Source organism: Rhizobium sp. RHZ02, assembly GCF_014851575.1.
GTDB classification, from domain to species: Bacteria; Pseudomonadota; Alphaproteobacteria; order Rhizobiales; family Rhizobiaceae; genus Rhizobium; species Rhizobium altiplani.
In genome coordinates this window covers 126,615-151,207 of the sequence record NZ_JACUZX010000011.1, presented here as the reverse complement: position 1 = coordinate 151,207, position 24,593 = coordinate 126,615, and the positions used below count along the sequence as shown (strand labels likewise).

The window sequence follows — 24,593 nt, the reverse complement described above, 5'->3', positions numbered from 1 at the left end:
CTGCGCCCGGATAACCGTGGCGTCGATGGACAACCACTCCATGTCCGGATCGACAGAAACTGCTTCGAAAATCCGGTCGAATATGCCCTGCTCGATCCAACGGTAATAGCGCCGTTTGACCGTCTGACAGGGGCCAAAACGGTCTTCCGGCAGATCACGCCAGCGCGCTCCGGACCGGGCAAGCCACAGTATCGCGTCGAAGAACCGACGCCCATCACTGCGAGGACCGCGCCTGCCTTTGCGACCACCGGGCACAAACGGCTTCAGCCGCTCCCACTGGTCATCTCGAAGAACCTCACCATCCATCGCCGACCTCCAAAAGTCAGCGTTGAATCTGATTTGCGACTCGAATGGAATCCCGGATCGTTAAATTGTCACCACAGCCTAGATCGGTTCGATAAACGCCTAGAGCAGCCGATAGCGAAGTGCGCGAGCGATTGCCTGCATGCGGTTAACAGAGTCGAGCTTTCGCATCGCGCTCTTCAGGTAGCCGATGACCGTATGTGCGGAGAGATCGAGAATAATCGCGATCTCTTCACTGCTCTTTCCGGCGGCCGACCAACGCAGGCACTCGATTTCCCGGCTGCTGAGGTTCTCCATCGGTTGCTCAACAGGGTTCTGCTGCGCAAACAGCTCCAGAAACTCCATCGCCCGGAAAACCTGCTGCATTGCCTCTTCGCGAGCGAGACGCACGCGCTCACCCGAGAATGCGAATATGAAGTGCCGCAAATGCATGTCATGCAAGGCAAAGGCAAATGTGTCCTTGAGGCCATGGCCCCTGAAGTGCGCCGTCAGCCGGTCGTTTCCCTGGTTTGCAGCCGCGCTTTCGAATGGCGCCTTGTCACAGAAGACAGGCATCGCTGTCGTCTTGAGAGCCGAGACCAGCTTGCTGCAATAGAAGAGGTCAACCTCCTCATAGAGATCAATGAGCTCTTGCGGCCAGTTGCTAGCGAGATAGTTGCTGGCGAAGCCACTGCGGTCCCCGCGCGGAAACTCCGCAAACAAGTAGTGGTTGAATCCCGCCTCGACTGCCATCTCAGCCACGCAATCGTTGAATCGTTCCGAGGACATTTTCTGCGCGGACGCGATCCGCGAAAAAACAGCATCCCCCACGCCGTCGCGGACGGCGCGTTCTTGCTTCTTCATTTTCCTGTCCCTCGGCGGCTAGCTTCGCCTCAGCTTCTTCATTTCGTCGACCAGAATGGCCACGCGCCGCAGAGGAAAAGCAAAGGCACGTATCAAAAGGACACGAAGCAAACCTTAGTTATTCCGGGCACCACGAAAAGAACGGAGACGCGGTCTTGCACTAACAACTATGTTGCGGCGCTTATAAATTGACGTTCGTCAATTGCCCACTAGCCATTGCGCATGGCTCCTATGCGCTCATCACAAATTTACGCAGGGGAAGGCTACGAGGGCGCGCAAATTGCTTCCAGGAAGTCGACGCCTAAACTTCTTATCAAAGTGTTACTATGCGCTTAGGCAATTCTTAAATGTGACAAGCTAGAGTGACGGCCGTGGTCTTGAGTTGTGTAGAGAGTCCAATGACCGAAATGATACGTCCCCGAGTAAAATATGTCATCGGCCCCGATGGCAGCCCGCTGACGATTGCGGATTTGCCACCGCCGAATACCAGGCGCTGGGTTATCCGTCGCAAAGCAGAGGTTGTAGCGGCGGTTCGCGGTGGCCTGTTGAGCTTGGAAGAAGCGTGCGAGCGTTACACGTTGACTGTCGAAGAGTTCTTGTCCTGGCAGTCTTCCATTAACAGCCATGGCCTTGCCGGTTTGCGCACCACGCGTATTCAGCAGTATCGCCACTGACACGCCCATCCTGGGCAACGATTTTCAGATTCGGGCCGCTTGCATGTCCTGAGGGGGATATACAGACGGCCCGCAATCATTAACGCAGCCTGCAGACGCCCTGCTTTTATGCTGCGACAAGCCTCACCACGAGTTCCCTGCTCCATAGACCACTCGGCAGGAAAATCGGTCGGTGAGCCGGAATTGCTGCCGGCCTCGTACCGGCAGCAGTTGTCCCCGCCTCTTCTCATCGAACACTGTGTCCACATCGCCCGCCTTGGCGCGGCCGGGATGACATGCCAATTTCCGACCGACAGCTGAATGTTGACGAGGAATGGCAATGAACATCAGGAATGAAGAGAATCCCTCCGGCGGCCGCTACGTTGCAGAGGTCGAGGGCCATCAGGCCGAAATGACCTATTCCCGCGCATCGCCGGCGCTTGTCATTATTGACCACACCGGCGTACCCGATGCGCTGCGCGGCAAGGGCGTTGGCCAGGCACTTGCTCTTCATGCCGTCGAGGAGGCACGCAAAGGGGGATGGAAGATCTTCCCGTTATGTCCCTTCTTCAAAGCGCAAGCGCAACGCCACGAGGAGTGGCGCGACGTCATTAACGGTTAGCCCAATAACGCCAAAAGCCATGTATGACGGACGTGACGGCCCATCATGCATGGCTTTTTTCGAGGCGATCCCAAGGTGCCGACAGCACCCGTTTCCCGCCTTAGGCTCTTGCCCGGACTGCGCCGTCGCGCTCTTCGAGCGCGGCTGCACGTGCATATTCCGCCTGTATCTCTTCGAGCGCCTGTTCAAGCGCCTCTTCCTGCATCTTCAGTTCCTTGATCGAGACCTGAAGATTGTCCGCGCGCTGGCGAGCTGCCTTTGCGAAGGTCGGATAGGCGAAGTGATTCGGGTCGGAAATGCCGGACTTCTTTTCCTCGACGACGATCTGGCTCTCCAGATCCTTCGTCATCCTATCAAATTCGGACATCATCATCTGCAATTGCTGCAGTTGGCGACGTTTTTCGTTCACCTGAAACTCCTTCAGGCGAACTAGGCTCTCACGCGACTTCATACGCATTACTCCAGTGATGCGAGACCCCTGCTCCACTTTAAATCGCCCTTGCCGGCCGCTTTGACGCGGCCTTCTAAAAAATTTCCGTCGGTATTAACAAAAACCTACCGCTGGTAACCTTTCGTTTACGGGCATCGTTAATGATAGTGCCGATGATTTAAGGGTCGGTAAACACAACTACGCGATTTCCGATACTGTTTCATTGGTGAGTCGAATGAATCGCTTACCGGCCGTTCTTAATGTAAAAGTTAAGATCTGGCTTTGCGAATTCTCGTTGGAAAACAGCGGAATGGACAAAATATTTAATAAATTCGTTACCTCTTGCCAGAGTGAATCAGAATTTGTTAACCATTTCGTGGCAGCTTCCAAATCACGCAATGATGTATTCGGTATCGCGTAGGGGCCAGACCACCTTTCGGCGGCGGTAAAGGGGATAATAATGCGGGTACTACTCATTGAAGACGACAGCGCGACAGCGCAGAGCATCGAATTGATGCTCAAATCAGAAAGTTTTAACGTCTACACCACCGATCTGGGTGAAGAAGGCGTGGACCTAGGGAAGTTGTATGATTACGACATCATCCTTCTCGATTTGAACCTTCCCGACATGTCCGGATATGAAGTGCTCCGCACTCTCCGCCTGTCCAAGGTCAAGACACCCATCCTGATTCTCTCGGGCATGGCCGGTATCGAGGACAAGGTTCGCGGTCTCGGCTTTGGCGCCGACGACTACATGACCAAGCCGTTCCACAAGGACGAACTGGTTGCGCGCATACATGCAATCGTTCGTCGTTCCAAGGGTCATGCCCAGTCGGTCATCATGACCGGCGAACTGATCGTCAACCTCGACGCCAAGACGGTCGAAGTTGGTGGCCAGCGCGTGCACCTGACGGGCAAGGAATACCAGATGCTGGAGCTTCTTTCGCTCCGCAAGGGCACCACGCTCACCAAGGAAATGTTCCTGAACCATCTCTATGGCGGCATGGACGAGCCGGAACTGAAGATCATCGACGTCTTCATCTGCAAACTGCGCAAGAAGCTCGCAAATGCTGCCGGTGGCGCAAACTACATCGAAACCGTCTGGGGCCGCGGCTATGTTCTGCGCGAGCCGGACGGCGCCGAGTACGCCGAGACCGCCTGATACGTCAGCCCCTTTGCCAAGACTGAGAAAATCCCGTCCTCTGTGGCGGGATTTTTTCGTTGTGACATAGAAAAAGCCGCCCGTGGCGGCTTCGATCGTTGGCGGGTAGTCGCAATTATGCTGCGATAGCGCGGTGGCCGAATACGGCCGTCAGAATCTTGCGATCGAAGGGTTTGAGGAGGAAATCAGTCGCCCCTGCCCGCTTGCCCATCATCAGCTTCTTGAGGTCGGCCTCAACCACGCAATAGTAGATTTTGACGTCCTTGCCGCCTTCCATGCCGCGGATCGCCGAAATCAACTCGAGCGCGCGGTCCATGCCAGAATCGACGATCAGGTATTCTGGAAGTTCCACCTGGCAACTGGAGAGAGCTTCGACAACGTTGGAGGCTTCGATGACCATGAAGTCGAGTTCGGAAAGGATGCGCTTCCCCACCTTCCGAACGACGTCAGATGAGTCGGCGATCATAAACCTCTGCATGGCTGCTCCTTGCCCCAGCTTCTAATGCGGCTGGCGTGTTATCGGCCAAGAATAGAAACATTAGGCTAAGGATTTATTACCTCGACGGTCGGATCGCCGTCGAGGTCCCTGCATCAAGCTGCGACGACGTCAGCGGTAAACGTAAGTTCTTCGGCGGTCGCGCTATGCCCGAGCGCCATACCGCATTCATCGGCAAGCAGCACGGTGTAGTAGGGCTGGATCGAGTGGGCGTCGATGGCTTCCTCGATTTCCCCCGTAGAGATCTCCACGAATTTCGGCGGCAGGCGCATCAGCTTGCCCTTCGCAACGATCTTGAATTTTGCGTCCAGTTCGGGGTTCTCAAGCGTGACTTCGATGACACCGCCACGTGGAATTGACGAATAGGCTACCAGGAAGAGATTGAGCAGCAACTTGACGCGGTTCTTGGCGATAATCGCGCGCGGACCAGTCCAGACAACCTCGGTCTTCTTCTCCGCGGCAGCAAAATCCTTCGCCGCACGTTCGGCTTCGCCGGTATCGATCGAAGCCCCGACCGATCCCGAGGCCCCGAAGGCAAGCCGGGCGAACTTCAGACGGACAGAGGCGTTGAGCGCGCTTGTCCTGATAAGATCCATCGCGTCGGCATCGGCGCCGCCCTCGTCCAGAAGCTCCAGACCATTGTTGATTGCGCCAACCGGCGAGATGACGTCATGGCAGACGCGGCTGCACAGAAGCGCGGCCAGGTCGGGGCCAGCAAGGGTGAGGTTTGGATTCTTCGACATCATAGTCTCCAGGAGGGCGGCAGGTTCATTCCGCCGCCTCTTTTGCGTCATTTAAATTGCGCGAAGTTTGCGGCCGTACTCAGCGCCATAATGACACCATATTTGGTAAACCGATTGTTAAGACCATACGCGCAAAATGAACGAAACGCCGGAAACGGCTCATCGTACCGACCATGATGAACGGATAACACCATGCGCGCCCATTTTTTCGGAAGACTCTCCGCCATCTGGCGGCTTCTCGTTGCGCTGACATTTTCGCCCCTCGCGCTTGTCCCAATGCAGGCATCGGCGCAGCAGTCTAACGGCGGCCAGTATTCGATGCAGGAAATCGTCGACGCTGGGCACTCGTTCTTCGGCTCGACCAGCGGCGGGCTGGCCAAGGTGATCGAAGCCGCCTTTCAGAAATACGGCCTTCCCAACGGCTATGTCCTCGGCCAGGAAGGTTCCGGAGCTTTCATCGCCGGTCTCACCTACGGCGAAGGCCAGTTGAATACAAAGAATGCCGGTGAGCATCCGCTCTACTGGCAGGGTCCGTCGCTCGGGATCGACTATGGCGGTCAGGGCACGCGCGTCATGATGCTCGTCTACGACCTGCCCTCGACCGACGCCATCTACGCGCGCTTCGGTGGCGTCAGTGGTCAAGCCTTCGTTATCGCCGGCTTCGGCATGACGCTTCTCAAGAACGACAACGTACTGGTGGTGCCGATCCGCACAGGCGTCGGTGCTCGCCTCGGATTGAATGTCGGCTACCTCAAGGTCACCCCTAATCCGACCTGGAATCCCTTCTGATTCCCATCGGCGCAGCGAACTCTCGCTCGCCGTGACCTATCCGCCACTTGCTCTACGCGTCAGGTCCGCTTAATCATTGGTCCTGACGCAACTCAACTTCTGGAAGCCGTGGCCGCGCCGTGATCGAATATGCTCTCTTGTTCGGATTGGGCTTCCTGGCGGCAGCGTTTCTCGTCTTTCTCGTGTCGCCTGCCGTCCACCGCCGCATCGTCTGGTATACGGAAAACCGTATGCGCGCGACCATGCCACTCAGCCCGCAGGAAGTGCGCGCGCAGAAGGATATGGTCCGGGCCCTCTATGCTGCCGAGAACGCCAAGACGACACAGGACCTCGTGCGCGAGCGCGAAAAGTCGCTGGCGCTGCAACTAAAGCATGACTCGCTGGCGCTCGACGCAGGACGGTTTGCCGCCGAGATCGAGGGGCTACAGGCGCAAATCAGCGACATGAGTGTCGAGGCCGCGGAACAGCGCTCGCACCTGCGCAAGGACGAGAACTACATCAGCCAGCTTAAGACGAGCCTCCACATCGCCGAGCAAGCAAGCGCCGCCAAGGAAGGCGAGCTCGACGCTCTTCGCACGCGCCTTAACAAGCTTGCGGAGCAGACTGACAATCTCAAGATCGATCTCGCAGCGCGCGATACCGAAATCGAGAGCCTGACGTTCAAGGCGAACGCAGTCCGCATCGAGCGCGACAATCTTCGCCAGGACGTGAACCTGCTGCAGAAGCGCGCCAAGGATGCGGAGCAGGCGCTCGCCCAGCATGAGCACGCAGTCATCCGGCTCGAGGACAAAGCGGGGCGCGATGCGGCGTCAACGGCCGACAAGGATACGCTTCTCGGACGCCGCCAGCAGGAAATTACCAAGCTGAAGGAACAGATCAAGGCGGCGAATGCCGAGCTGCGCAAGGCAAACCGTGCATTGCGCAACGCTGGACTTCAGCCCGTGGTCGCAGATGCGGTTTCAGAGGAGCGGGCAACCGAGGAAACAATGCCGACTGAGCTCGACACAGCAGCGATTGCAGCGCGCCTGAGCGACGAAGTGCGCAAGCGCAGCGCCGCCGTCTCGGAACAACTTCTGAAAGCGAAATCCGACACCAGCCACGACGGTGCGATACGTGAAGAGATCGCCGGCATTGCTGCAAGCATGGTTGCATTGACCGCTATCAACGAAGGACCCTCCTCACCGATCCGCGACCTTCTGCCGGATGGCACCGACAATCAGGACGGAGAGCGTATCAACCTCGCGCAACGCGCCGCGACAATCCTGTCCGAACCGGGCTGAACTCAGATCAGCTTCGCTGCCGATGACATGGCAAAGAGGGCGATGCCGGTCGCCGTCGCCACATTGAGGCTGTCCAGTCCCTCCGACTGCGGGATCCGCGCGCTTTGAAAACGTTCCAGGAGTGCAGGCGGCAGCCCCTCGCCTTCCGTACCCACGACCAGCGCCATGCGATCGGTTGGCGGTATGGCTCGAATGTCGGTCTCCCCGCGCGGCGAGAGCGTCCAGATTGCAAAGCCACTCGCAGCAAGCCGTGTTAGAACGTCGAGCGCCGTGCCCTTCCGCTCATAGGGAACACTGAGTACGGAGCCGACAGAAACGCGTAGCGCCTTGCGATAAAGCGGGTCACACGAAGTCTCATCGAGAAAGATGGCATCCGCCTTGAAGGCGGCCGCATTGCGGAACATCGACCCGGCATTGTCATGGTTGGAAATACCGCAGCCGACAAGGACAAGCGAACGATCGGGCAATCGGTCGACAAGCTCGGTTCCGACCACCTCTCGCCTGCCAAGGGCCAACACGCCTCGATGGAGATGAAACCCGACGATCCGATCTAGGACGTCCGCCTCTGCGACATAGACCGGCACGTCATCAGGCAGTCTCTCGAGGATTGGAGCGACGCCGTCGACACGGTTCCTGAGAAGCAGCACTTTTTCGGTCGCAAAGCGACCGCCGTGGCTCGCTTCCACAAGCACGCGAAGGACTACCGTGCCCTCCGCGATGAAGCGGTTCTGCCGGCCGGTCAGATCGCGCTCGCGGATGTCGCGAAAGTCAGCGATACGAGGATCGTCCGCGCTCTCGATGGCAACGAGGCGAGAGGCCATTGTCCTAGCCGCCGCTGACCGTCACATCGGCAACAATGCGCCCCGACTTGATATCGAAGATGAGCGACTTCTTGATTCCATCGGCTGTCGCGCCAAAGAACATGATCTGGCCTCCCGAGAGCGACGACGACTGGATGACGAAGCCCGACGGCAAAGTTGCCGTGACCGATACCGGCGCATCGGATGGTACACCGGCAGAAGTTACGGCTGTCGGTTCCTTCGCGGGCGCGCGCATCGCTTTGTAGACAACCGCGCCGAAGACAGCCATAAGGCTCACGAACATGATGACGCCTGAGACGATCTGCAGGCGGATCATCTTGCGCCGGACACGTTCCATCGCCGGATCCAGGGGCTTTTCGTCCTGATCGTCTTCTGGCTGGATATTCGTCATATGTGGCGTTCCGTTCTTTAAGTAATTCGGAGAAGAAGCGTCTTGAGCGACCCCTTTAAACAAGCTGCCGGCATTAGAAAAGTCCTCACCGCCGACGAGAACGCCGAAGGCCGTCTTGACGCGTGGATGACCGGACAGCTCGGCGAGGAGTTTTCGCGCAGCCGCGTGAAGGCGCTAATCAAGGAGGGCCAGGTCTCCGTGGGCGGCAAGATCCTCGCCGATCCGCAGAAAAAGGTTCGTCCAGGCGACACCTTCGAGATCCTGCTGCCCGAGCCGGAGGATCCGACGCCCAAGGGCGAGAATATCCCGCTCGATATTCTTTATGAAGACGATGACCTCATCGTCATTTCCAAGCCGGCCGGTCTCGTGGTGCACCCCGCGGCTGGCAATTGGACGGGCACGCTCGTCAACGCGTTGATCTATCATTGCGGCGACAGTCTTTCCGGTATCGGCGGTGTGCGCCGTCCGGGCATCGTCCACAGGCTGGACAAGGACACCACAGGTGTCATGGTCGTCGCCAAGAACGACATCTCCCATCGCCATCTGTCGCTGCAATTCGCCGACCATGGGCGGACCATGCCGCTGGAGCGGGCTTACCAAGCGATTGTCTGGGGCCGCCCTCGCACGCTGACTGGAACGATCGATGCACCGCTCGGCCGCGCCGTCGGCGACCGCACGCGTCGCGCCGTCAAGCGATCCGAGACGCAGGATGCCGACGAGGCGATCACCCACTACGAAGTGCTCGAACGCTTCCATGAGAATCCTGATGCCACGTCGCTAGCCTCGCTGGTCGAGTGCCATCTCGAAACCGGCCGCACCCATCAGATCCGCGTCCACATGGCACATATCGGCCATCCGCTACTCGGCGACACCGTCTACGGAGCAGGTTTCAAAACAAAGGCAAACCTGCTTCCGGTTGCCGCCAGGAAGACCGTGAATGCCTTCGGAAGACAGGCGCTCCACGCCTACATGCTGCAATTCGAGCACCCTCGCACCGGCGAGGTCATGCACTTCGAGGTGCCTCTGCCCGAGGACATGGAAGAGTTGGCAGACGCCCTGCGTGCGGAGCGAGAGTAACGCCTTCGTGAAGCGGTGTATGGTCTTGAACCCCTGTTCCGCCATACTTATCTGTATATTGACTTAGTGCGGGCTTGGATAAAGCCGCATGTCCCGGTTTGCCTTTCGACGCAGGGGCGCGTTCCATTGGGAACCGGAATTCAGATAGGAGGGTGCTTTATGGCCCGAAATAACTTGCCGTCCATTACCGCCGGCGAAAACGGTCTCAATCGCTATCTCGACGAAATCCGCAAATTTCCGATGCTGGAGCCGCAGCAGGAATACATGCTGGCGAAGCGCTATGCGGAACACGGCGATCGCGAAGCGGCACACAAACTCGTCACCAGCCACCTGCGCCTCGTTGCGAAGATCGCAATGGGCTACCGCGGCTATGGCCTACCAATCGGCGAAGTCGTCTCTGAAGGCAATGTCGGCCTGATGCAGGCCGTCAAGAAGTTCGATCCGGAGCGCGGCTTCCGTCTTGCCACCTATGCCATGTGGTGGATCAAGGCCTCAATCCAGGAATACATCCTGCGTTCGTGGTCTCTGGTGAAGATGGGTACGACCGCCAACCAGAAGCGGCTGTTCTTCAATCTGCGTCGCCTCAAGGGCCGTATCCAGGCCATTGACGATGGCGACCTGAAGCCGGAACACGTTGCTGAGATCGCCACCAAGCTGAACGTCTCCGAGGAGGAGGTCGTTTCGATGAACCGTCGCCTTTCCGGCGATGCCTCGTTGAACGCACCGATCAAGGCCTCGGAAGGCGAATCCGGTCAATGGCAGGATTGGCTCGTCGACGACCATGACAGCCAGGAAGAGGTTCTTATCGAACAGGATGAGCTCGACACGCGCCGCCGCATGCTGGCGAAGGCGATGAGCGTTCTGAACGACCGCGAGCGCCGTATCTTCGAGGCACGTCGCCTCGCGGAAGATCCGGTGACCCTGGAAGACCTCTCGTCCGAATTCGACATTAGCCGCGAACGCGTTCGTCAGATCGAGGTCCGCGCCTTCGAAAAGGTCCAGGATGCCGTCCGCAAGGACGCTCTCGAACGCGCCAAGGCCGTTCGCGTGGTCGAAGCGACCGCGTAACGCCATTGCAATTTCAAATCAAAAAGGGCGGGACCGATGGTCCCGCCCTTTCTTTTATCCATTCGACAGGCGCTTATTGGCTGGTCGATACATCGCCAAAAGCAGCCCATTCCTTGATCGCGGCGTTGAACGCCTCGCCGCCCGTAGTACCCTTCTGCATCGTCAGAAGCGCGCGGCGACCATTGCGGTAGGTGATCGGCATATCGATCCAGTCGCGGCTTGAAAGGAGATCGAGGTTCGCCTTGCGCGCATCCGGATAGTCGTTCAGCGCGATCATGTGGAAATCGTCGGTGATCTTTGCCGGAACGGCAATCAGGGCGTCGCCCCGATCCTGTTCGGTTCGCTTCATCGAGATACGCTGAACGCTCTCGATAGCGCCACCTTCAAAGTTCGGCGGCAGCGAGAAAACCACCTCGACGATGTGGCTGGCCGGCAGCGACGCATCGGAATTGCGCTTGAAGGTAAGCTGCGCCGACAGATTGCGTTCTGGAACAGTCACGGTCCCCTGTACGGTCGCTTCCTGCCTGCCATCCGGGCCTGTCTCGTGCTGAAGACTCCAGACGACCGAGCCCTGGATGGCGGTCGGTGAACTCTGACCGATCCGCTCTTCGTACAGGAACATCTTCTCGGAGGAGCCGACCGGCGCAGCTTGCGTGGCTCCAGCCGCCGGCGGCGTCGTCGCGGGTGCGGTGGCAGCCGGGACGGCAGGTGTCGTCGAGGTCGCGGGCGGCGTCGGATCCGCTGCAGCAACGTTCTGCTCGGCTACCGACTTTCCTTCCGCCGTAGGCGTTCCCGGAACGGAGGCCGGACCGTTGTCGACTTCGGTGCCATCGGCAAGAAGCCGCTGGTTGAACTTGTTGTTGACGGAAGCCCCGTCATTCAAGGACGCAACTTCCTTGTTTGCCTCAGCTGGCTTCGCATCGCTCCTCTGGGGCGCCGCATCCGGCTTGGCAGGCGTCTGCTCGTTCTTCGCGCTCTGCGAGGGAGCAGCGCTGACGAGGTTTTTCACCATTGACGACAGCGCGTCCCGATTGATCCAGGCAGCGTATCCGCCACCACCGACCACGCCAAGCGCAATGAGGATCGTCACGATGGAGCCAATGCCGAAGCGACGGCGCTTCGGCTCCATGCGCAGGTTCTTACCCTGGAACTTAGCAGCAACAGCACTGTCGAGATCGGCGGCCGGAATGCCATCATCATCTTCGGCAACCACGCCGCGGTTGTCGTATCCGCGAAGCGGCTTTGCCTCCTGCCAATTGGTTTCCGGTACAGCTTTTGCCGGCGTCCCATGAATTTCGGAGAAGAGATCGCCGTCATCGAAATGAGCGTTGATCGGAACTTTCTTGCCGTTTTCGATCGGTGGCAGATCGTCGAAGGCTGCGGCCTCCCAGGAGAAGCCCTCATTCGCGGCGGGCATCTTCACGCCGCCCGGCGTATGGTCGAATCCCGTGATGACGTCTTCAAACGCGCGCGCCGCTTCGTTGGCCGGAGCAACCGGCGCAGATTCCGAAAACTGCCTGAGTTCTTCGAGCGCCCAATCCGTCTGCGCATCCTTGGCCGGAGGTGCAGGCGTTTCCTCTACTGGCTCTGCCCACACCGGATCGAAATGCGCAGCGGCATCCGCTTGGAGCGGCTCCTCCTGGCTGCGATCCACGAATTCTTCCGGCGGACGATCCAGCCCATAGACGGGCTCGACAAGGCGATTGGTCAGGTCGTAGTCGCGAGCAATTGGCTGCAGAACCGGCTCTTCGTCGGGCGGCTCGGGCGGCTCGACAACAGGCTCCTCGACTGCGCCAACATACTCCTCGTGACCGTACTGCTCCTCGCGAGCGACGTCGTCTTCATGAGCGGCCTGCCAATGCTGGACAGGCTCGGCTTCCCCGACAGGAGCGCGCGGCTCTTCATGCTCCCAATGTGCGTCCTGCTGCGCGGTGTGTTCCTGTTCGGCAGCGACAGGCTCCTCATAATGAGGCGTAGGTTCTTCGTGATAGGGCGCAGGCTCTTCGACCGGCTCTTCGTAGGCAGGCGCAGGTTCTTCGGCTGCCATCTGCTCTTCGTGAACCGGCGTTTCATGCGCCGGCTCCTCGACCACAGCTTCGCCGGCAACCGGTTCGGGAACGGCCGCTTCCGGCTCGTTGGCCGCTTCGGCGCTTGCCTCAACCTCAGGCTCGGCGGCTAGCGCTGCATCGTCGACCAGAACGGCTTCTGCGTGTTCGGCTTCGACTTCGCGGATTGCAGCTTCGAGTTTTTCAAGCTGCCGTTGCAGCATCGCTTCCGGTGGTCGCGGCTTCATATTCTCGAGCTGCCGCTGAACAGCACCGCGAGCACGCTCGTAGACTTTCACCCGCATCTCGGGAGTATTTTCAGACAGGCCGTCAACCGCCCGCCGGATAACTGCGATAAAATCCGCCATTCGTACTTTCTCTAAGAGTGCGGTCCGCCCTGCGAACCGCACAAATAATGACCCGCGACCTTAGTCCTCAAACGGATCGGTCACAAGTATCGTGTCGTCGCGCTCAGGACTTGTAGACAAGAGAGCGACGGGCGCCCCGATCAGTTCTTCGACCTGGCGAACATACTTGATTGCCTGGGCCGGCAGATCAGCCCAGCTGCGTGCGCCGACAGTCGATTCCTTCCAGCCTTCCAGCGTGATGTAGATCGGCTCTACGCGGGCCTGGGCAGCCTGGCTAGCCGGAAGATAATCGATCTCTTTGCCGTCAAGCTTGTAGGCGACGCAGATCTTCAGTTCGTCGAGACCGTCGAGAACGTCGAGCTTGGTTAGCGCGATGCCCGTGATGCCCGATGTCTTCACCGTCTGGCGGACCAGAACCGAATCGAACCAGCCGCAGCGGCGCGGACGACCGGTATTGACGCCGACTTCGCGACCAACTGTCGAAAGATGCTTGCCGATCTCATCGTTCAGTTCGCACGGGAACGGACCTTCGCCCACGCGCGTCGTGTAAGCCTTGGTGATGCCGAGAACATAGCCGATTGCCGTCGGGCCGAGACCCGAGCCGGCGGCGGCCTGACCGGCAACCGTGTTCGACGAGGTGACGAAGGGATAGGTGCCGTGGTCGTTGTCGAGCAGCGCACCCTGCGCACCTTCGAACAGGATGCGGGCACCGGCCTTGCGCTGGTCGTCGAGGATACGCCAGACCTGGTCGATATAAGGCAGAACCTGGTCGGCGACCTCGTTCAGTTCCTTCTCGAGCGATTCCACCGAAATCTCCGGCAGTCCGAGGCCGCGGCGCAGCGCATTGTGGTGCGTCAGCAGACGGTCGATCTTGGCCGGCAGCGCTTCCTTGTCGGCCAGGTCGATGGCGCGGATCGCGCGGCGACCGACCTTGTCTTCATAAGCCGGGCCGATTCCGCGGCGAGTGGTACCGATCTTGGTTCCGCTGTTGGAAGCCGCGTCTTCGCGGAAGCCATCGAGGTCGCGGTGCAGCGACAGGATCAGCGGTGCGTTGTCCGCGATGCGCAGCACCTCGGGCGTTACATTGACACCCTGCGCGCGCAGCTTCGCGACTTCGGCGACGAAATGATGCGGATCGACGACGACGCCATTGCCGATGACACTGAGTTTGCCGCGCACGAGGCCGGATGGCAGAAGGGCAAGCTTGTAGCTGACACCGTCGATGACCAGCGTGTGGCCCGCATTGTGTCCGCCCTGATAGCGCACGATCACATCGGCGCGTTCCGAAAGCCAATCGACAATCTTGCCTTTGCCTTCGTCACCCCATTGCGAACCGACTACAACTACGTTCGTCATTCACGTCTTCCTGTTAAAGGCGGATTTAACCGCACCCTTCTCAAACCCGCGCATCTATAAAGCTTTGTCACCGGGAAATCGACCCTGTTATGCCGCCGAAATCGGCTTTTTACGTGACAAATCAGCCATCATCGGGCTATTGGCCGATCATGTCCCAAGGTTGAGAACCACATCGCCGTCATCTGGAAGAATCGCCTGTGCAGGTCGCCGCTTATATTTCTCTCGTCGTCGCGGCACTATGCTGGGGCGGAAACGCGGTGGCGGGCAAGCTCGCGCTCGGGCACGTCAGCCCGATGACGCTGACGTTTCTGCGCTGGTTCCTTGCGACGGCACTCATTGCCGCCGTTTCCGTACCGCAATTGAAGCGCGACTGGCCGATCGTCCGCAAGAACCTGCCGCTGCTCTTCTTCTACGGCATCATCGGCTATACGCTTTTCAACGCGATGCTTTACTCGGCCGTCCAGTACACAACCGTGATCAATGTTGCGATCGAGCAGGCCGGGATCCCGATGCTGATCTTCCTGCTGAACTTCGTCTTCTTCCGCACAGGCGTTTCTACAGCACAGATAGTCGGCTTCGCCATGACGCTCGGCGGCGTCGCATTGACCGCCGCGCATGGTGACCTGACGACCCTGCTGCAGCTCGGTCTCAACCGTGGCGACGGCCTCATGCTGATCGCCGTAGCCGCCTATTCTGTCTACACGATTTTTCTACGCTGGAAACCGCCCCTTGATTGGCGCACGCTGATGGCGATCCCCGCCCTCGGCGCGACGCTGACAGCAGTGCCACTTCTCATCTGGGAGGGCACGCAAGGTGCTGTGCAATTGCCAGACAACAAGGGCTGGCTGATTGCCTTCTACACTGCCATCTTCGCGTCCCTGCTTGCCCAGATCCTCTATATCAAGGGCGTCGAGGCGATAGGCGCAAATCGCGCCGGGCTCTTCATCAACCTCGTGCCGGTCTTCGGAACGCTGTTGTCCGTGGCGCTGCTTGGCGAGCATCTTCAGCCGTTCCATGTGATCGCGCTTGCGCTCGCTTTGGGCGGCATTGCCATCGCCGAAAAAGGCCGTCCCCAGCGCGCAGTCTCGACCGTCCCCGCCTCGCCTATGGACTAGAGCTTTCAGAAAATTGAAACGTTCTGCCGGAGCAGGTTTTCGACAGGGCAGGAACGATTGATGAAGGACATACCCAAGGTACGTCCGAGCCGGTCGCCGCTGTTCCTGGAGGAACGATGCCCGGCCTCACGGGCTGGCTGAAACGGGCCGCCTGATCGACCGACCGACTCCGTTTGAGCCAACAGAACGCTTCGATTTAACCCCGAAAGGCTCTAGCCGAGTTCCAGGGTCGTCACGCCGAAAATGCTCCTGAGCGGAACGACCGGCGCTGCGCCCCGATACATCCGCGCCGTTTCGAAGACGGGCGCCAAGCCCAGGCTCTCGGCAAGTTCAATGGCCTCGCCATTGTTGGTGGGAACATCGATGAAGACCTTCGCTCCCTTGGCATGCTGCGCCAGAACCGAAATCAGAGCCGCCGCGCTATCCCTGTCGCCTGCAAACAGCGGGCCGATCTTGTAGCCCTCGTAGCAACGGCGGATGGTTCCGTAGCCGCGAATCTTGCCACGCTTGCGCACCACGGCCGAGTGCCTGTCCTTGCGAGTAGCACACCATGACGCCACGAAGGTTGGCCGCGGCGCCGGAAAGATCATCGCGTCATAGCGCAGCAATCCGTCGAGTCTATCCGAGACAGCGTGGGCAACCAGTGTTGATTCCGGCAAGGCAGAGATCACGCCACCATAGCGAACCGTCCGATAGGCCTCTTCGAACCCGGCCTTTCGGTAATTGTCCTGTTGTGCGGGCACACCATCCAGACCGATGCTACGGCCCTCAGCCGACATCATCCCGGCATTCCAAATGGCCTTGCCGTAGCCCCTGCCCCGAAAATCCGGATGGACGATAAAAAGACCGAGGAAAGCAAAATCCTCGCCATATTTGACGACTGAGATCGAGGCGACGGGCACCTCCCCGATCACGCCCACGAAAAATCCCGACGGGTCCGCATCGTGAAAGGCAACCGAATCGTCGAGGCCGGGATTCCATCCCTCCTGACGTGCCCACTCGAGCACTAGCTCCAACTCACCGGGTCGCATCGGACGAACGGTAAACTCCGAATTCATGCAACGTCCCTAATCAGATCGACCGCAGTTGAGAGCCTGCGGGATAAATAAAGATCAAAGTCTAACAGCCGTAAAGCCACCCGACGGCAAAGAAACATGTTCATGGCTGAAGCGATCTGCAGCGATCGTCATGAAGTACGAGCCGAAATTCTTTGCATCGCAATCATCATGGAACAGGGAGATTACAATCTCAAGATAATTACTTAATAGAGCATGAAGACGGGTTAAGAGCCATAAGCTGTTCGAAAATCGGACAGCCATCGCTTTCGCATCAGCTAAGAAAAAAGCGCCTAACCGATGGCGATGACCTCGAGTTCTTGTCCGCCGACGCTGACGACATCTCCAACCGTCTTTCCGGTGAGAGCCCTGGCCACCGGGGATACGAAGGAAATCGATCCGGTTTTCGGATCGGCTTCATCCTCTCCGACGATACGGTAGGTCTGCACGCGTCCGTCGTCCCGGCTGAAGGTCACGCTGGTTCCAAAGGCGACGACATCAAGCGAAATCGGCTCAGGGATGACCTGCGCCGTACGGACTCGGGCAGCAAAGTAGCGCAGATCCCGCAACGGATTTGCCGCCTGTCGCCGCCGTTCGTTCACGTCTTCAATGGAGTTCGCGGCATCGTAGGCCTCGCGCGCTTGCTGCAGCTGCAATTCCAGGGCCTTGAAGCCCGCTTCCGTAACGAGGTTCGGATGCGGCGAAATTGGACGGTCCGGCAAAAGTGTTTCCGAAGCAGCTTCGGCACTTTCTTCTTTGACGAAGGCTACACTCAATTTCAAAACTCCGCTTTGTGGTCTCTGGTCTCGCAGCGCATAGGCGATGGGTCGCCACCGCGGTCGATCTTATACCATCTCTTCCACTGGTCACAGCCGCACTTGAAGAACGACTGCTCTTCGCCCTTCCAAACAAGCCATTTGAGGCAGTGATTGCCACAAACCGCCCGGTCGATTTCCGCAGACTAGTCGGTCGCCGAGTGGAATTATCCCCGCTTTCTCCAGCCGAAATAGGATCACATTCCCATTCATTACTGTGGAGCCTTTTATGTTTCTCGGTCTCAGTGTCAATCCAACGCAAGCAGCGCGTCGCGCCATACCAAAGCGGCGTTCTATCGTCGCCTTCGGGGACAGCCTGACAGCAGGCGCGGGCGCGTCGGACCGAGAGCGGGGCGGAGATGATCGTGTCGGAGAGACCGCGACCGTGCGGCTTCTCAACTTCACTCCCCGCCTGATCGGGCGTGACCGAGGTCAGCGGGACATTCAGGACCGCACTCACCTGATCTTCGCTCGTGAAGCCGCCGATGGAAAACTCTCGTAGCAGGGCACCCCCCGACGCCCGCACCCAACGCCACGATGGCCATGATGCCGAGCACCAGACCTTTCCGCGGATATGACGGCTCGATCGGGGCAAGGGCTGCGGAAACCACGCGACCGTCAGCCACCTGGAGGCTGGCTTGGGCTTCAAAGTCCTGCAATCGCGTCAAAAGGTTCTGGTACTGCACCCTCGCGACCTGTGCCGACTGCTGGAGCGCGTAGAATTGTGTCAGGACCTCCGCCGATAGACCGCGCCCGTACCCCCCTGGTGCGCATCGGATGTCGTCTCGCCAAACTGCGCATCCGCAAGCCGTAGTTGCGAGAGAGAACCGGCTGCCTGGAGATCACTATGGGATGTGACGAAAAGGTAGAGATTGCGTTCATTCTGCGCAAGCACATCTCTGGCGGCCGTCACCTGATGTTCAAGAATCTTCCCGGCTGAAACGGTGTTCGCCACTTTGGCTTCGACCTGCTTCCTGATGTAGACGGTCGTTCCAAGATTCGCGAGACGCGCGGCTTTGTCCGCATCATCCGATGTCACGCCCACACTGATAAGATAGGTCAAGCCTTCGCGGCGAACCCGAACGGCATCCTTGAAAGCCGACAGCACTTCACCCGGCGCCGCATCGCCTGAGGGCGTGTCGGCAGCGAGCCCAGCGGCGGAGAGTAATCGGCCGTTGAAACGGTTGAGAGCAAACTCTGGATCGGAGAGAAGCTTGCCGTTCCTGATTGCCTCCAGCAGCACCGCATCGGATTGAATGATACGAACCTCGCCTTCCACCCGGGAATTATCGGTAAGGCCGCTACTCGTGGCAGCGTCCGGGTCGAGCAGATTCTTCGAACTTGTATCGACAAGAACCAACGACTGGGCGGTGTAGCGAGGTGTGAACGAGAAGACGATGACGAGGCTCAGCAGGAAGATCGACAATCCCACCAGCAATATTGTCCGAGCCTGTCGGTGGGCCAATCCAATCAGCATTCGAACGTCTGCGACATCGTTCATGCGAATGCAACCCTTCAACTCGTTACAGCAAAATACTCGCTAAGGTTTCATCGCGCGATGAATTACCACAACAAAAAGGCTTCACAACCAAAAATAAGCCTATTGGATTATCACCCTCTGCATTCGAAGGAGCCCTGTCGGATGGCCGATGACCATCCGACAGCAGTGGCTTACCGGTACGGCTCGAAGAGCCTGTGGATGGCGTCGATTTCATTCTGCCTGATATCGTGACCACCTGCATGCCATTCCGTCTTGACGGAAGCGTGTTGGCTCTCGAAGTAATCCGCCAGGGCCTTCGTCACGGGCGCAGGGCTGATCGGGTCGCGTTCGCCTGCCGTGATCAGTATCTTGCGCCCGCTCAAGGCGGGATTTGCCATCGGTTGGAACGGGATCAACGGATGCATCAGAACCGATGCATCGAACAATCCCTTCTCGATCAACACATTGGCGAGGATATTTGCCCCATTTGAGAAACCCAGGCCGAGCACGTCGCTTGCCTCATGTTGCTTCGCCAGCGCCGCGACAAAGGATGCAAGCTTCTCGGTTGCACGGGCGAGGTCCGCCATGTCGTAGACGCCCTCGCCGGTACGCTTGAAGAAGCGTGCGGCACCAAACTCCGAGACGTCCCCACGCGGAGAGACAATCGTCGCCGCCGGCAGCAGGCGCCGCCCGAAATCAAAGAACTGGTTTTCATCCCCGCCCGTTCCGTGCAGCACGAACAGAATGGGCTTTCCGGGTGCACCGGCCTGCAGCCGGTGCACATAGCTGTTATCGGTCATTGTGCGTCCCCTTTAAGCCTCAAGCGGCTGCAAGTGCTGCTCGATGAGAGCGCGCAAGTGCTGGTGCTGCTGTGGCAGCTTCAGTGCCTCGCCAAGATGCGCAGTGTCTTCGTCCCGGTTGAAGCCGGGCTCGTTGGTCGCAATCTCGAACAGGATGCCGCCCGGGGTCCGGAAGTAGATCGCCCAGAAATAGTCACGGTCGATGACGGGCGTGACCTGGTAGCCGGTATCCATCAGCGCCTTGCGGACCTCAAGCTGTTTCGCACGATTTTCTACGGCAAAGGCCACGTGATGCACGGACCCTGCACCTGGCAAAGCGCGTGAAACGTTCGGCATGGTTTCCAGATCGACGAGATGCGCGCCATTCCCACCCGGAATAGTCAGGCGCTTGACACCATCACGCTCTTCCTGGACTTCGTAGCCCATGAACTTGAGCAGTTCTGACGTGGCGCCATCGTCACGCAAACGCATGGCCACCGAATGGAAGCCACGAATCGCGTTATCCTCGCTGATACCACCGTGTGTCCAAGGCTGGCGGCTGTCATCCTTGACTTCGACAAGGGCAAAGCCATCACCATCGGGACCGGCAAAATTCAGACGCTTCTCGCCGAATGTCTCCTCAGTCTTCAGGCCGGTGACATTCAACTTGTTCAAGCGATCGCTCCAGAAGCCGATCGAGCCCTGCGGGACCGAGAAAACGGTGGTTCCAACTTCACCGGTTCCCGGACGACCTTGCGCCATCTTCGGAAATGGGAAGTACGTCATGATCGTGCCGGGTGCACCGGTTTCGTCACCATAATAGAGGTGATAAACGTCGGGCGCGTCGAAATTCACGGTCTTCTTGACGCGACGCAGACCGAGGGCGTTAGTGAAGAATTGGTTGTTTGTGCGGGCATCCTCCGCCATGGACGTGACGTGGTGCAGACCCTTGATTTGATCGAGCATTTAAGACCCCTTTCTTGCCCGCCTCGCGGGCTTCGTATGGGGTATAGATGATCGCTCCGGACCAATTGGAATAGCCCCGAGGACCGGAACGCATTGTCTCTTTTTAGTGAACGACAAAAGCCAATCGTTCAGAAGAGTTGGGCGTCGCCGGGGTTCGTCGGCAATTGCCAGTCGATTGGCGCTCGACCGTGCGTCTGCAAAAACGCATTGGCCTTGGAGAAATGGCCGCAACCGAAAAAGCCGTTATGAGCGGAGAGCGGAGAGGGGTGTGGCGCCTTCAGCACGAGGTGACGCCTTATATCGACGAAGGCTGCCTTGCGCTGGGCATAGGAGCCCCAGAGCATGAAGACGACGGCATCGCATTCATCGTTGACCTTGGCAATGACGGCGTCGGTGAATCGCTCCCAGCCCTTGCCCTGGTGCGACGCGGCTTGGGCCTCCTCCACTGTGAGCACGCTGTTCAGCAACAGGACGCCCTGCCGTGCCCAATGCTCCAGAAATCCGTGTCGCGCCGGTGTAATCCCCAGATCGCTCTGCATCTCCTTGTAGATGTTGACGAGTGAAGGCGGAATGCGAACGCCTGGTCGAACACTGAAACACAGGCCGTGCGCCTGCCCTAGCCCGTGATAGGGATCCTGGCCCAGAATCACGACCTTGACGTTTGCCAGCGGCGTCAGATCGAGCGCACGGAAATATTCCGATCCCTTGGGAAATATCCGTTTGCCTCCCTGCTTCTGTGCGACGAGGAACGCCTTGAGCTGCTGCATATAGGGGCTGGAAAATTCGCCGGCGAGAGCGTCCCTCCAGCCCTCCTCCAGTGCGATTGATTGTTCATTCATCGACGATCCTCGTCGGCGCGTGGGCGCCTTCGGCTTGTCTCGAGCCGGGAATTGGCAAACATTTTATTGTTCACCGGAGTTCACTATCTACGAACACCTAGTAGATTGAGGTCGAATCGCTGGCGAATTCAAGCGCATCCGGGGCTTATTCAGAATGAAATTCGGAACCAGTGGGCTTCGCGGCCTGTCTGTCGACCTTAAGGGCCGGGCTTCGGCGCTTTATGCCACAGCCTTTGGCCGCTATCTGCTCGACCGTGGAATGACCCGCCCGGGTGACACCATCCTGATCGGTCATGACTTCAGGGATTCCAGCCCGGAGATCGTTGCAAACTGTGCCGATGCACTTGATCGCCTTGGATTCAAGGTCCGCGACTGCGGCACGGTGCCAACACCGGCGCTGGCGCTTTACGGACTTCAGAAAAAAGCCGCGGGTCTCATGGTGACAGGCTCGCACATCCCCGCCGATCGCAATGGCATCAAGTTCTATCGGTCGGACGGAGAGATCGACAAAACGGACGAAGCAGCGATCACGACTGTCGCGACAGAACTCGACCGTGCCGGCTTTACGTTTGTCCCCCGCAGTGCCGGGATGCAAAACCAATCCGTCGAATGCCTGGCGCTCTTCCGCGAACGGAATGCCAATATTCTTCCCACGGAAGCACTCGCGGGCCTGAAAGTCGGCGTCTACCAGCACAGCACGGTCGCCCGTGATCTGCTCGTAGATCTCCTGGAACACTTCGGCGCAACGGTCGTGCCGTTTGGCCGCTCGGAAACATTCGTTCCGGTCGACACCGAGGCGGTTTCGGAGGAGACGATCGCCAAGCTCAAGCAGGTCGCAAGACAGCATGGCCTCGACGCCATGGTCTCTGCGGATGGTGATGGCGATCGCCCGTTGGTGGCGGACGAAACCGGGACGCCGCTGCGTGGCGATTTGCTCGGCCTGATCGCCGCGAACTTTCTCGGTGCGACATCGGTTGTGACACCCGTGACATCGAATTCCGGCATCGAAGCCGCCGGTCGCTTCAGCGTCATTCGCACGCGTGTTGGCTCTCCGTTCGTCATATCAGGGATGCAAGAAGCACTCGCGGCTGGCCGGACTCGCGTGGCAGGCTTCGAAGCGAACGGCGGCCTGCTCACCGCGAGTGAATTCGAGGTCAACGGTCACACGCTGAAGGCCCTGCCGACACGCGACTGCTTCGTCCCCATCCTGGCGGCGCTTTCCCTTGCTGCCTCCAAACGGCAGCCTCTTTCGGTGGTCGCCGCGTCCTTCAATCTGCCATTTGCCGCGGCCGACCGGCTTGAGAATTTTCCGGTTGAGACCAGTGCCCGGTTGATGGCCTATCTTCGCGCCGCACCCGCCAATCTCGCGGCGTTCCTGCAGCCGATCGGCGAGGTTGGCAGCGCCAGCGATATTGACGGCCTTCGTGTTACGCTGGCGGATCGCCGCATCATCCATTTCCGCCCGTCCGGCAATGCCCCCGAAATGCGCTGCTACGCCGAGGCGGAAACCGAAGAAGCCGCCGCGACGTTGCTGCACACTGGTCTGGAGCGAATCCGCTGGTGGGCGCAGGTGGGTTGATGGGCGAAGCAAGACAGATATTCGAGGACACTCCATATGACACAGAAGATCGTTCCCGTGATAATGGCTGGTGGCAAGGGCACTCGTCTCTGGCCGCTGTCTCGCGCCGCAGCGCCTAAGCAGTTCATCCGCTTTATCGGCGACAAGACATTGTTTCCAGGAAACGCTGCTGCGCGTGTCCGATCCCGCGCTTTACGAAGCACCCGTCATCCTGACCAACGAGGAGTTTCGCTTCCTCGTTGCCGAGCAGGCGCGTGAGTTGGACATCGGCCTAGCGGCAATTCTGCTCGAACCGGTCGCTCGAAACACCGCGGCGGCAGTTGCGGCGGCCGCAACGCTCGTGCGCGATCGCTTTGATGAAGACACGGTCATGCATGTGCTTGGCTCCGACTATGAGATCGTCGCTGACGACACCTATTTTGAGTGCGTTCGCATCGCTGCCGCCACCGCCGCCCAGGGCAAGCTGGTAACCTTCGGCATCCAGCCTACCGAGCCAGCAACCGGCTACGGCTACATCGAAGGTGGGAAGACACTCCCGACGGGCGCACGAACGGTCGCGCGCTTTGTCGAGAAGCCGCCGCTCGCCAAGGCCGAAGACATGGTCGCGACTGGCGGCTTCTACTGGAACTCCGGGATGTTCATGTTCTCGGTCTCAGGCGTGCTTGCCGAGATGCGGAGCTATGCCGCGCCGGTCCTCAAAGCTGCGGTGGACGCCATTGCAAAAGGTGTCAGAGATCTGGACTTCATCCGCCTCGACAAGGCAGCGTTCGCAACCAGCCCGAACATCTCTATCGATTATGCCATCATGGAAAAGACGAGCAACGCCGCCGTCGTCCCCTCGCCCTTCAAGTGGTCCGATCTCGGCAGCTGGGATTCCGTCTGGAAGAGCGGCAGCCGCGACGAAAATGGCAATGTGGCAGCCGGCAACACGACGGTCGTCAACACCAAGAACTCGCTCATCATGACCCATGGCGTGCACCTCGCCGTCCAGGGCATGGACGACATCGCTGTCATCGCCAGCGAGGATGCCGTCTTTGTCGGGCGGCTGCAGGACAGCCAGGACGTCGGAAATCTCGTGAAGATGCTCGCCGCCGCCCCCACGACATCGCAACTGACCGAGACGCACCCGACCTCTTACCGGCCTTGGGGCGGCTACACATCGGTGCTGAACGGCGACCGCTTCCAGGTCAAGCGCATCTTCGTCACTCCGGGCAGGAAGCTGTCGCTGCAGAAGCATCATCACCGCTCCGAGCACTGGATCGTCGTCAAGGGCACGGCAGAGGTGACGATCGGCGAAAACGTGCAGATGCTGAGGGAAAACGAGTCCGTCTACATCCCGCTCGGCGAAGTCCACCGTCTCGCCAATCCCGGCAAGATCATGCTCGAACTGATCGAAGTGCAGACCGGATCCTATCTCGGAGAGGACGATATCATCCGCATCGTCGATGAGTTCGGCCGCAGCTGATCACTGTTGTCTTGAACTTATAAACTTCCCCCTGTAACACGATCGCGGCCCCG

Annotated in this window: 26 protein-coding genes and 1 pseudogene; 11 read left to right on the top strand and 16 right to left on the bottom strand. The window is 59.0% G+C overall.

Annotated features, from left to right (window positions below; genetic code table 11):
* Both IB244_RS17935 and IB244_RS17930 read right to left on the bottom strand, forming a co-directional pair.
* The coding region (locus IB244_RS17935) for an IS5 family transposase (RefSeq protein WP_192304961.1) at positions 1-306 on the bottom strand (306 nt) is incomplete at its 3' end.
* 99 nt (positions 307-405) lie between these two features.
* The gene (locus tag IB244_RS17930) at positions 406-1,146 is read right to left on the bottom strand and encodes a helix-turn-helix transcriptional regulator (protein WP_192304959.1); all 741 of its coding nucleotides are present in this window, start codon (positions 1,144-1,146) and stop codon (positions 406-408) included.
* Between the two features lie 398 nt (positions 1,147-1,544).
* Here IB244_RS17930 and IB244_RS17925 point away from each other — a divergent pair, with 398 nt between their 5' ends.
* Positions 1,545-1,820: a DUF1153 domain-containing protein gene (locus IB244_RS17925; protein ID WP_007533628.1), complete on the top strand. Its 276-nt coding sequence runs from the start codon at positions 1,545-1,547 to the stop codon at positions 1,818-1,820.
* Positions 1,821-2,139: 319 nt separating this feature from the next.
* Positions 2,140-2,421, top strand: a complete 282-nt coding sequence (locus tag IB244_RS17920) for a GNAT family N-acetyltransferase (RefSeq protein WP_018117275.1) — start codon at positions 2,140-2,142, stop codon at positions 2,419-2,421.
* 100 nt (positions 2,422-2,521) lie between these two features.
* On the opposite strand, the gene IB244_RS17915 is transcribed toward IB244_RS17920, so the two are convergent.
* Positions 2,522-2,872, bottom strand: coding sequence for a hypothetical protein (locus IB244_RS17915; RefSeq protein ID WP_018117276.1), 351 nt, complete (start codon positions 2,870-2,872; stop codon positions 2,522-2,524).
* Positions 2,873-3,311: 439 nt separating this feature from the next.
* Here IB244_RS17915 and ctrA point away from each other — a divergent pair, with 439 nt between their 5' ends.
* Positions 3,312-4,013, top strand: a complete 702-nt coding sequence (gene ctrA / locus IB244_RS17910; RefSeq protein WP_003542362.1) for a response regulator transcription factor CtrA — start codon at positions 3,312-3,314, stop codon at positions 4,011-4,013.
* A 115-nt stretch (positions 4,014-4,128) separates the two neighbouring features.
* Here the strand turns inward: ctrA and IB244_RS17905 are convergent, their stop codons facing one another.
* The gene (locus IB244_RS17905; protein WP_018858209.1) at positions 4,129-4,491 is read right to left on the bottom strand and encodes a PleD family two-component system response regulator; all 363 of its coding nucleotides are present in this window, start codon (positions 4,489-4,491) and stop codon (positions 4,129-4,131) included.
* A gap of 113 nt (positions 4,492-4,604) precedes the next feature.
* Positions 4,605-5,252 (bottom strand): histidine phosphotransferase ChpT, encoded by a 648-nt coding sequence (gene chpT / locus IB244_RS17900; RefSeq protein ID WP_192304957.1) that lies wholly within the window; start codon positions 5,250-5,252, stop codon positions 4,605-4,607.
* Between the two features lie 192 nt (positions 5,253-5,444).
* Between chpT and IB244_RS17895 the strand changes: the two genes are divergently transcribed.
* Complete coding sequence (locus IB244_RS17895; RefSeq protein WP_018117279.1) at positions 5,445-6,041, top strand: DUF1134 domain-containing protein; 597 nt, start codon at positions 5,445-5,447, stop codon at positions 6,039-6,041.
* A 119-nt stretch (positions 6,042-6,160) separates the two neighbouring features.
* Complete coding sequence (locus IB244_RS17890; RefSeq protein ID WP_113470937.1) at positions 6,161-7,321, top strand: hypothetical protein; 1,161 nt, start codon at positions 6,161-6,163, stop codon at positions 7,319-7,321.
* A gap of 2 nt (positions 7,322-7,323) precedes the next feature.
* Here IB244_RS17890 and IB244_RS17885 read toward each other — a convergent pair whose 3' ends face one another.
* Together IB244_RS17885 and IB244_RS17880 are read right to left on the bottom strand one after the other, a co-directional pair.
* On the bottom strand, positions 7,324-8,142 hold the full coding sequence (locus IB244_RS17885) for a TrmH family RNA methyltransferase (RefSeq protein ID WP_018858206.1): 819 nt from the start codon (positions 8,140-8,142) through the stop codon (positions 7,324-7,326).
* 4 nt (positions 8,143-8,146) lie between these two features.
* Complete coding sequence (locus tag IB244_RS17880) at positions 8,147-8,533, bottom strand: hypothetical protein (protein WP_018117282.1); 387 nt, start codon at positions 8,531-8,533, stop codon at positions 8,147-8,149.
* Positions 8,534-8,575: 42 nt separating this feature from the next.
* On the opposite strand from IB244_RS17880, the gene IB244_RS17875 reads away from it, so the two are divergent.
* Both IB244_RS17875 and rpoH read left to right on the top strand, forming a co-directional pair.
* The gene (locus IB244_RS17875) at positions 8,576-9,610 is read left to right on the top strand and encodes an RluA family pseudouridine synthase (RefSeq protein ID WP_169683571.1); all 1,035 of its coding nucleotides are present in this window, start codon (positions 8,576-8,578) and stop codon (positions 9,608-9,610) included.
* Positions 9,611-9,769: 159 nt separating this feature from the next.
* On the top strand, positions 9,770-10,678 hold the full coding sequence (gene rpoH / locus IB244_RS17870; RefSeq protein ID WP_018117284.1) for an RNA polymerase sigma factor RpoH: 909 nt from the start codon (positions 9,770-9,772) through the stop codon (positions 10,676-10,678).
* A 73-nt stretch (positions 10,679-10,751) separates the two neighbouring features.
* Here the strand turns inward: rpoH and IB244_RS17865 are convergent, their stop codons facing one another.
* A complete protein-coding gene (locus IB244_RS17865; RefSeq protein ID WP_192304955.1) occupies positions 10,752-13,091 on the bottom strand; it encodes a hypothetical protein in 2,340 nt (779 codons plus the stop codon).
* A 60-nt stretch (positions 13,092-13,151) separates the two neighbouring features.
* The gene (locus IB244_RS17860) at positions 13,152-14,447 is read right to left on the bottom strand and encodes an adenylosuccinate synthase (RefSeq protein ID WP_192304953.1); all 1,296 of its coding nucleotides are present in this window, start codon (positions 14,445-14,447) and stop codon (positions 13,152-13,154) included.
* 197 nt (positions 14,448-14,644) lie between these two features.
* Here IB244_RS17860 and IB244_RS17855 point away from each other — a divergent pair, with 197 nt between their 5' ends.
* Positions 14,645-15,562 carry a DMT family transporter gene (locus tag IB244_RS17855; protein ID WP_113470940.1) on the top strand — a complete coding sequence of 306 codons (918 nt, stop codon included), beginning with the start codon at positions 14,645-14,647 and terminating at the stop codon, positions 15,560-15,562.
* Between the two features lie 212 nt (positions 15,563-15,774).
* Here the strand turns inward: IB244_RS17855 and IB244_RS17850 are convergent, their stop codons facing one another.
* Positions 15,775-16,620 (bottom strand): GNAT family N-acetyltransferase, encoded by an 846-nt coding sequence (locus IB244_RS17850; protein WP_169684514.1) that lies wholly within the window; start codon positions 16,618-16,620, stop codon positions 15,775-15,777.
* 290 nt (positions 16,621-16,910) lie between these two features.
* A complete protein-coding gene (gene greA / locus IB244_RS17845; protein ID WP_018858200.1) occupies positions 16,911-17,393 on the bottom strand; it encodes a transcription elongation factor GreA in 483 nt (160 codons plus the stop codon).
* 268 nt (positions 17,394-17,661) lie between these two features.
* Here greA and IB244_RS17840 point away from each other — a divergent pair, with 268 nt between their 5' ends.
* Positions 17,662-17,934: a hypothetical protein gene (locus IB244_RS17840; RefSeq protein WP_018858199.1), complete on the top strand. Its 273-nt coding sequence runs from the start codon at positions 17,662-17,664 to the stop codon at positions 17,932-17,934.
* Here IB244_RS17840 and IB244_RS17835 read toward each other — a convergent pair.
* The 5 genes from IB244_RS17835 to ung form a co-directional block, all read right to left on the bottom strand.
* The gene (locus tag IB244_RS17835) at positions 17,834-18,118 is read right to left on the bottom strand and encodes a hypothetical protein (protein ID WP_192304951.1); all 285 of its coding nucleotides are present in this window, start codon (positions 18,116-18,118) and stop codon (positions 17,834-17,836) included. The genes IB244_RS17840 and IB244_RS17835 overlap by 101 nt on opposite strands.
* A 41-nt stretch (positions 18,119-18,159) precedes the next feature.
* On the bottom strand, positions 18,160-18,933 hold the full coding sequence (locus IB244_RS17830; RefSeq protein WP_192304949.1) for a Wzz/FepE/Etk N-terminal domain-containing protein: 774 nt from the start codon (positions 18,931-18,933) through the stop codon (positions 18,160-18,162).
* Between the two features lie 170 nt (positions 18,934-19,103).
* On the bottom strand, positions 19,104-19,712 hold the full coding sequence (locus IB244_RS17825; protein ID WP_192304947.1) for an alpha/beta hydrolase: 609 nt from the start codon (positions 19,710-19,712) through the stop codon (positions 19,104-19,106).
* Between the two features lie 12 nt (positions 19,713-19,724).
* Positions 19,725-20,657: a VOC family protein gene (locus tag IB244_RS17820; RefSeq protein WP_192241676.1), complete on the bottom strand. Its 933-nt coding sequence runs from the start codon at positions 20,655-20,657 to the stop codon at positions 19,725-19,727.
* Positions 20,658-20,785: 128 nt separating this feature from the next.
* On the bottom strand, positions 20,786-21,496 hold the full coding sequence (gene ung, locus IB244_RS17815; protein WP_192304945.1) for a uracil-DNA glycosylase: 711 nt from the start codon (positions 21,494-21,496) through the stop codon (positions 20,786-20,788).
* 154 nt (positions 21,497-21,650) lie between these two features.
* Between ung and IB244_RS17810 the strand changes: the two genes are divergently transcribed.
* Positions 21,651-23,075: a phosphomannomutase gene (locus tag IB244_RS17810; protein ID WP_192304943.1), complete on the top strand. Its 1,425-nt coding sequence runs from the start codon at positions 21,651-21,653 to the stop codon at positions 23,073-23,075.
* A 36-nt stretch (positions 23,076-23,111) separates the two neighbouring features.
* Positions 23,112-24,540: pseudogene (locus IB244_RS17805) on the top strand (mannose-1-phosphate guanylyltransferase/mannose-6-phosphate isomerase).
* Positions 24,541-24,593: the final 53 nt, after the last annotated feature.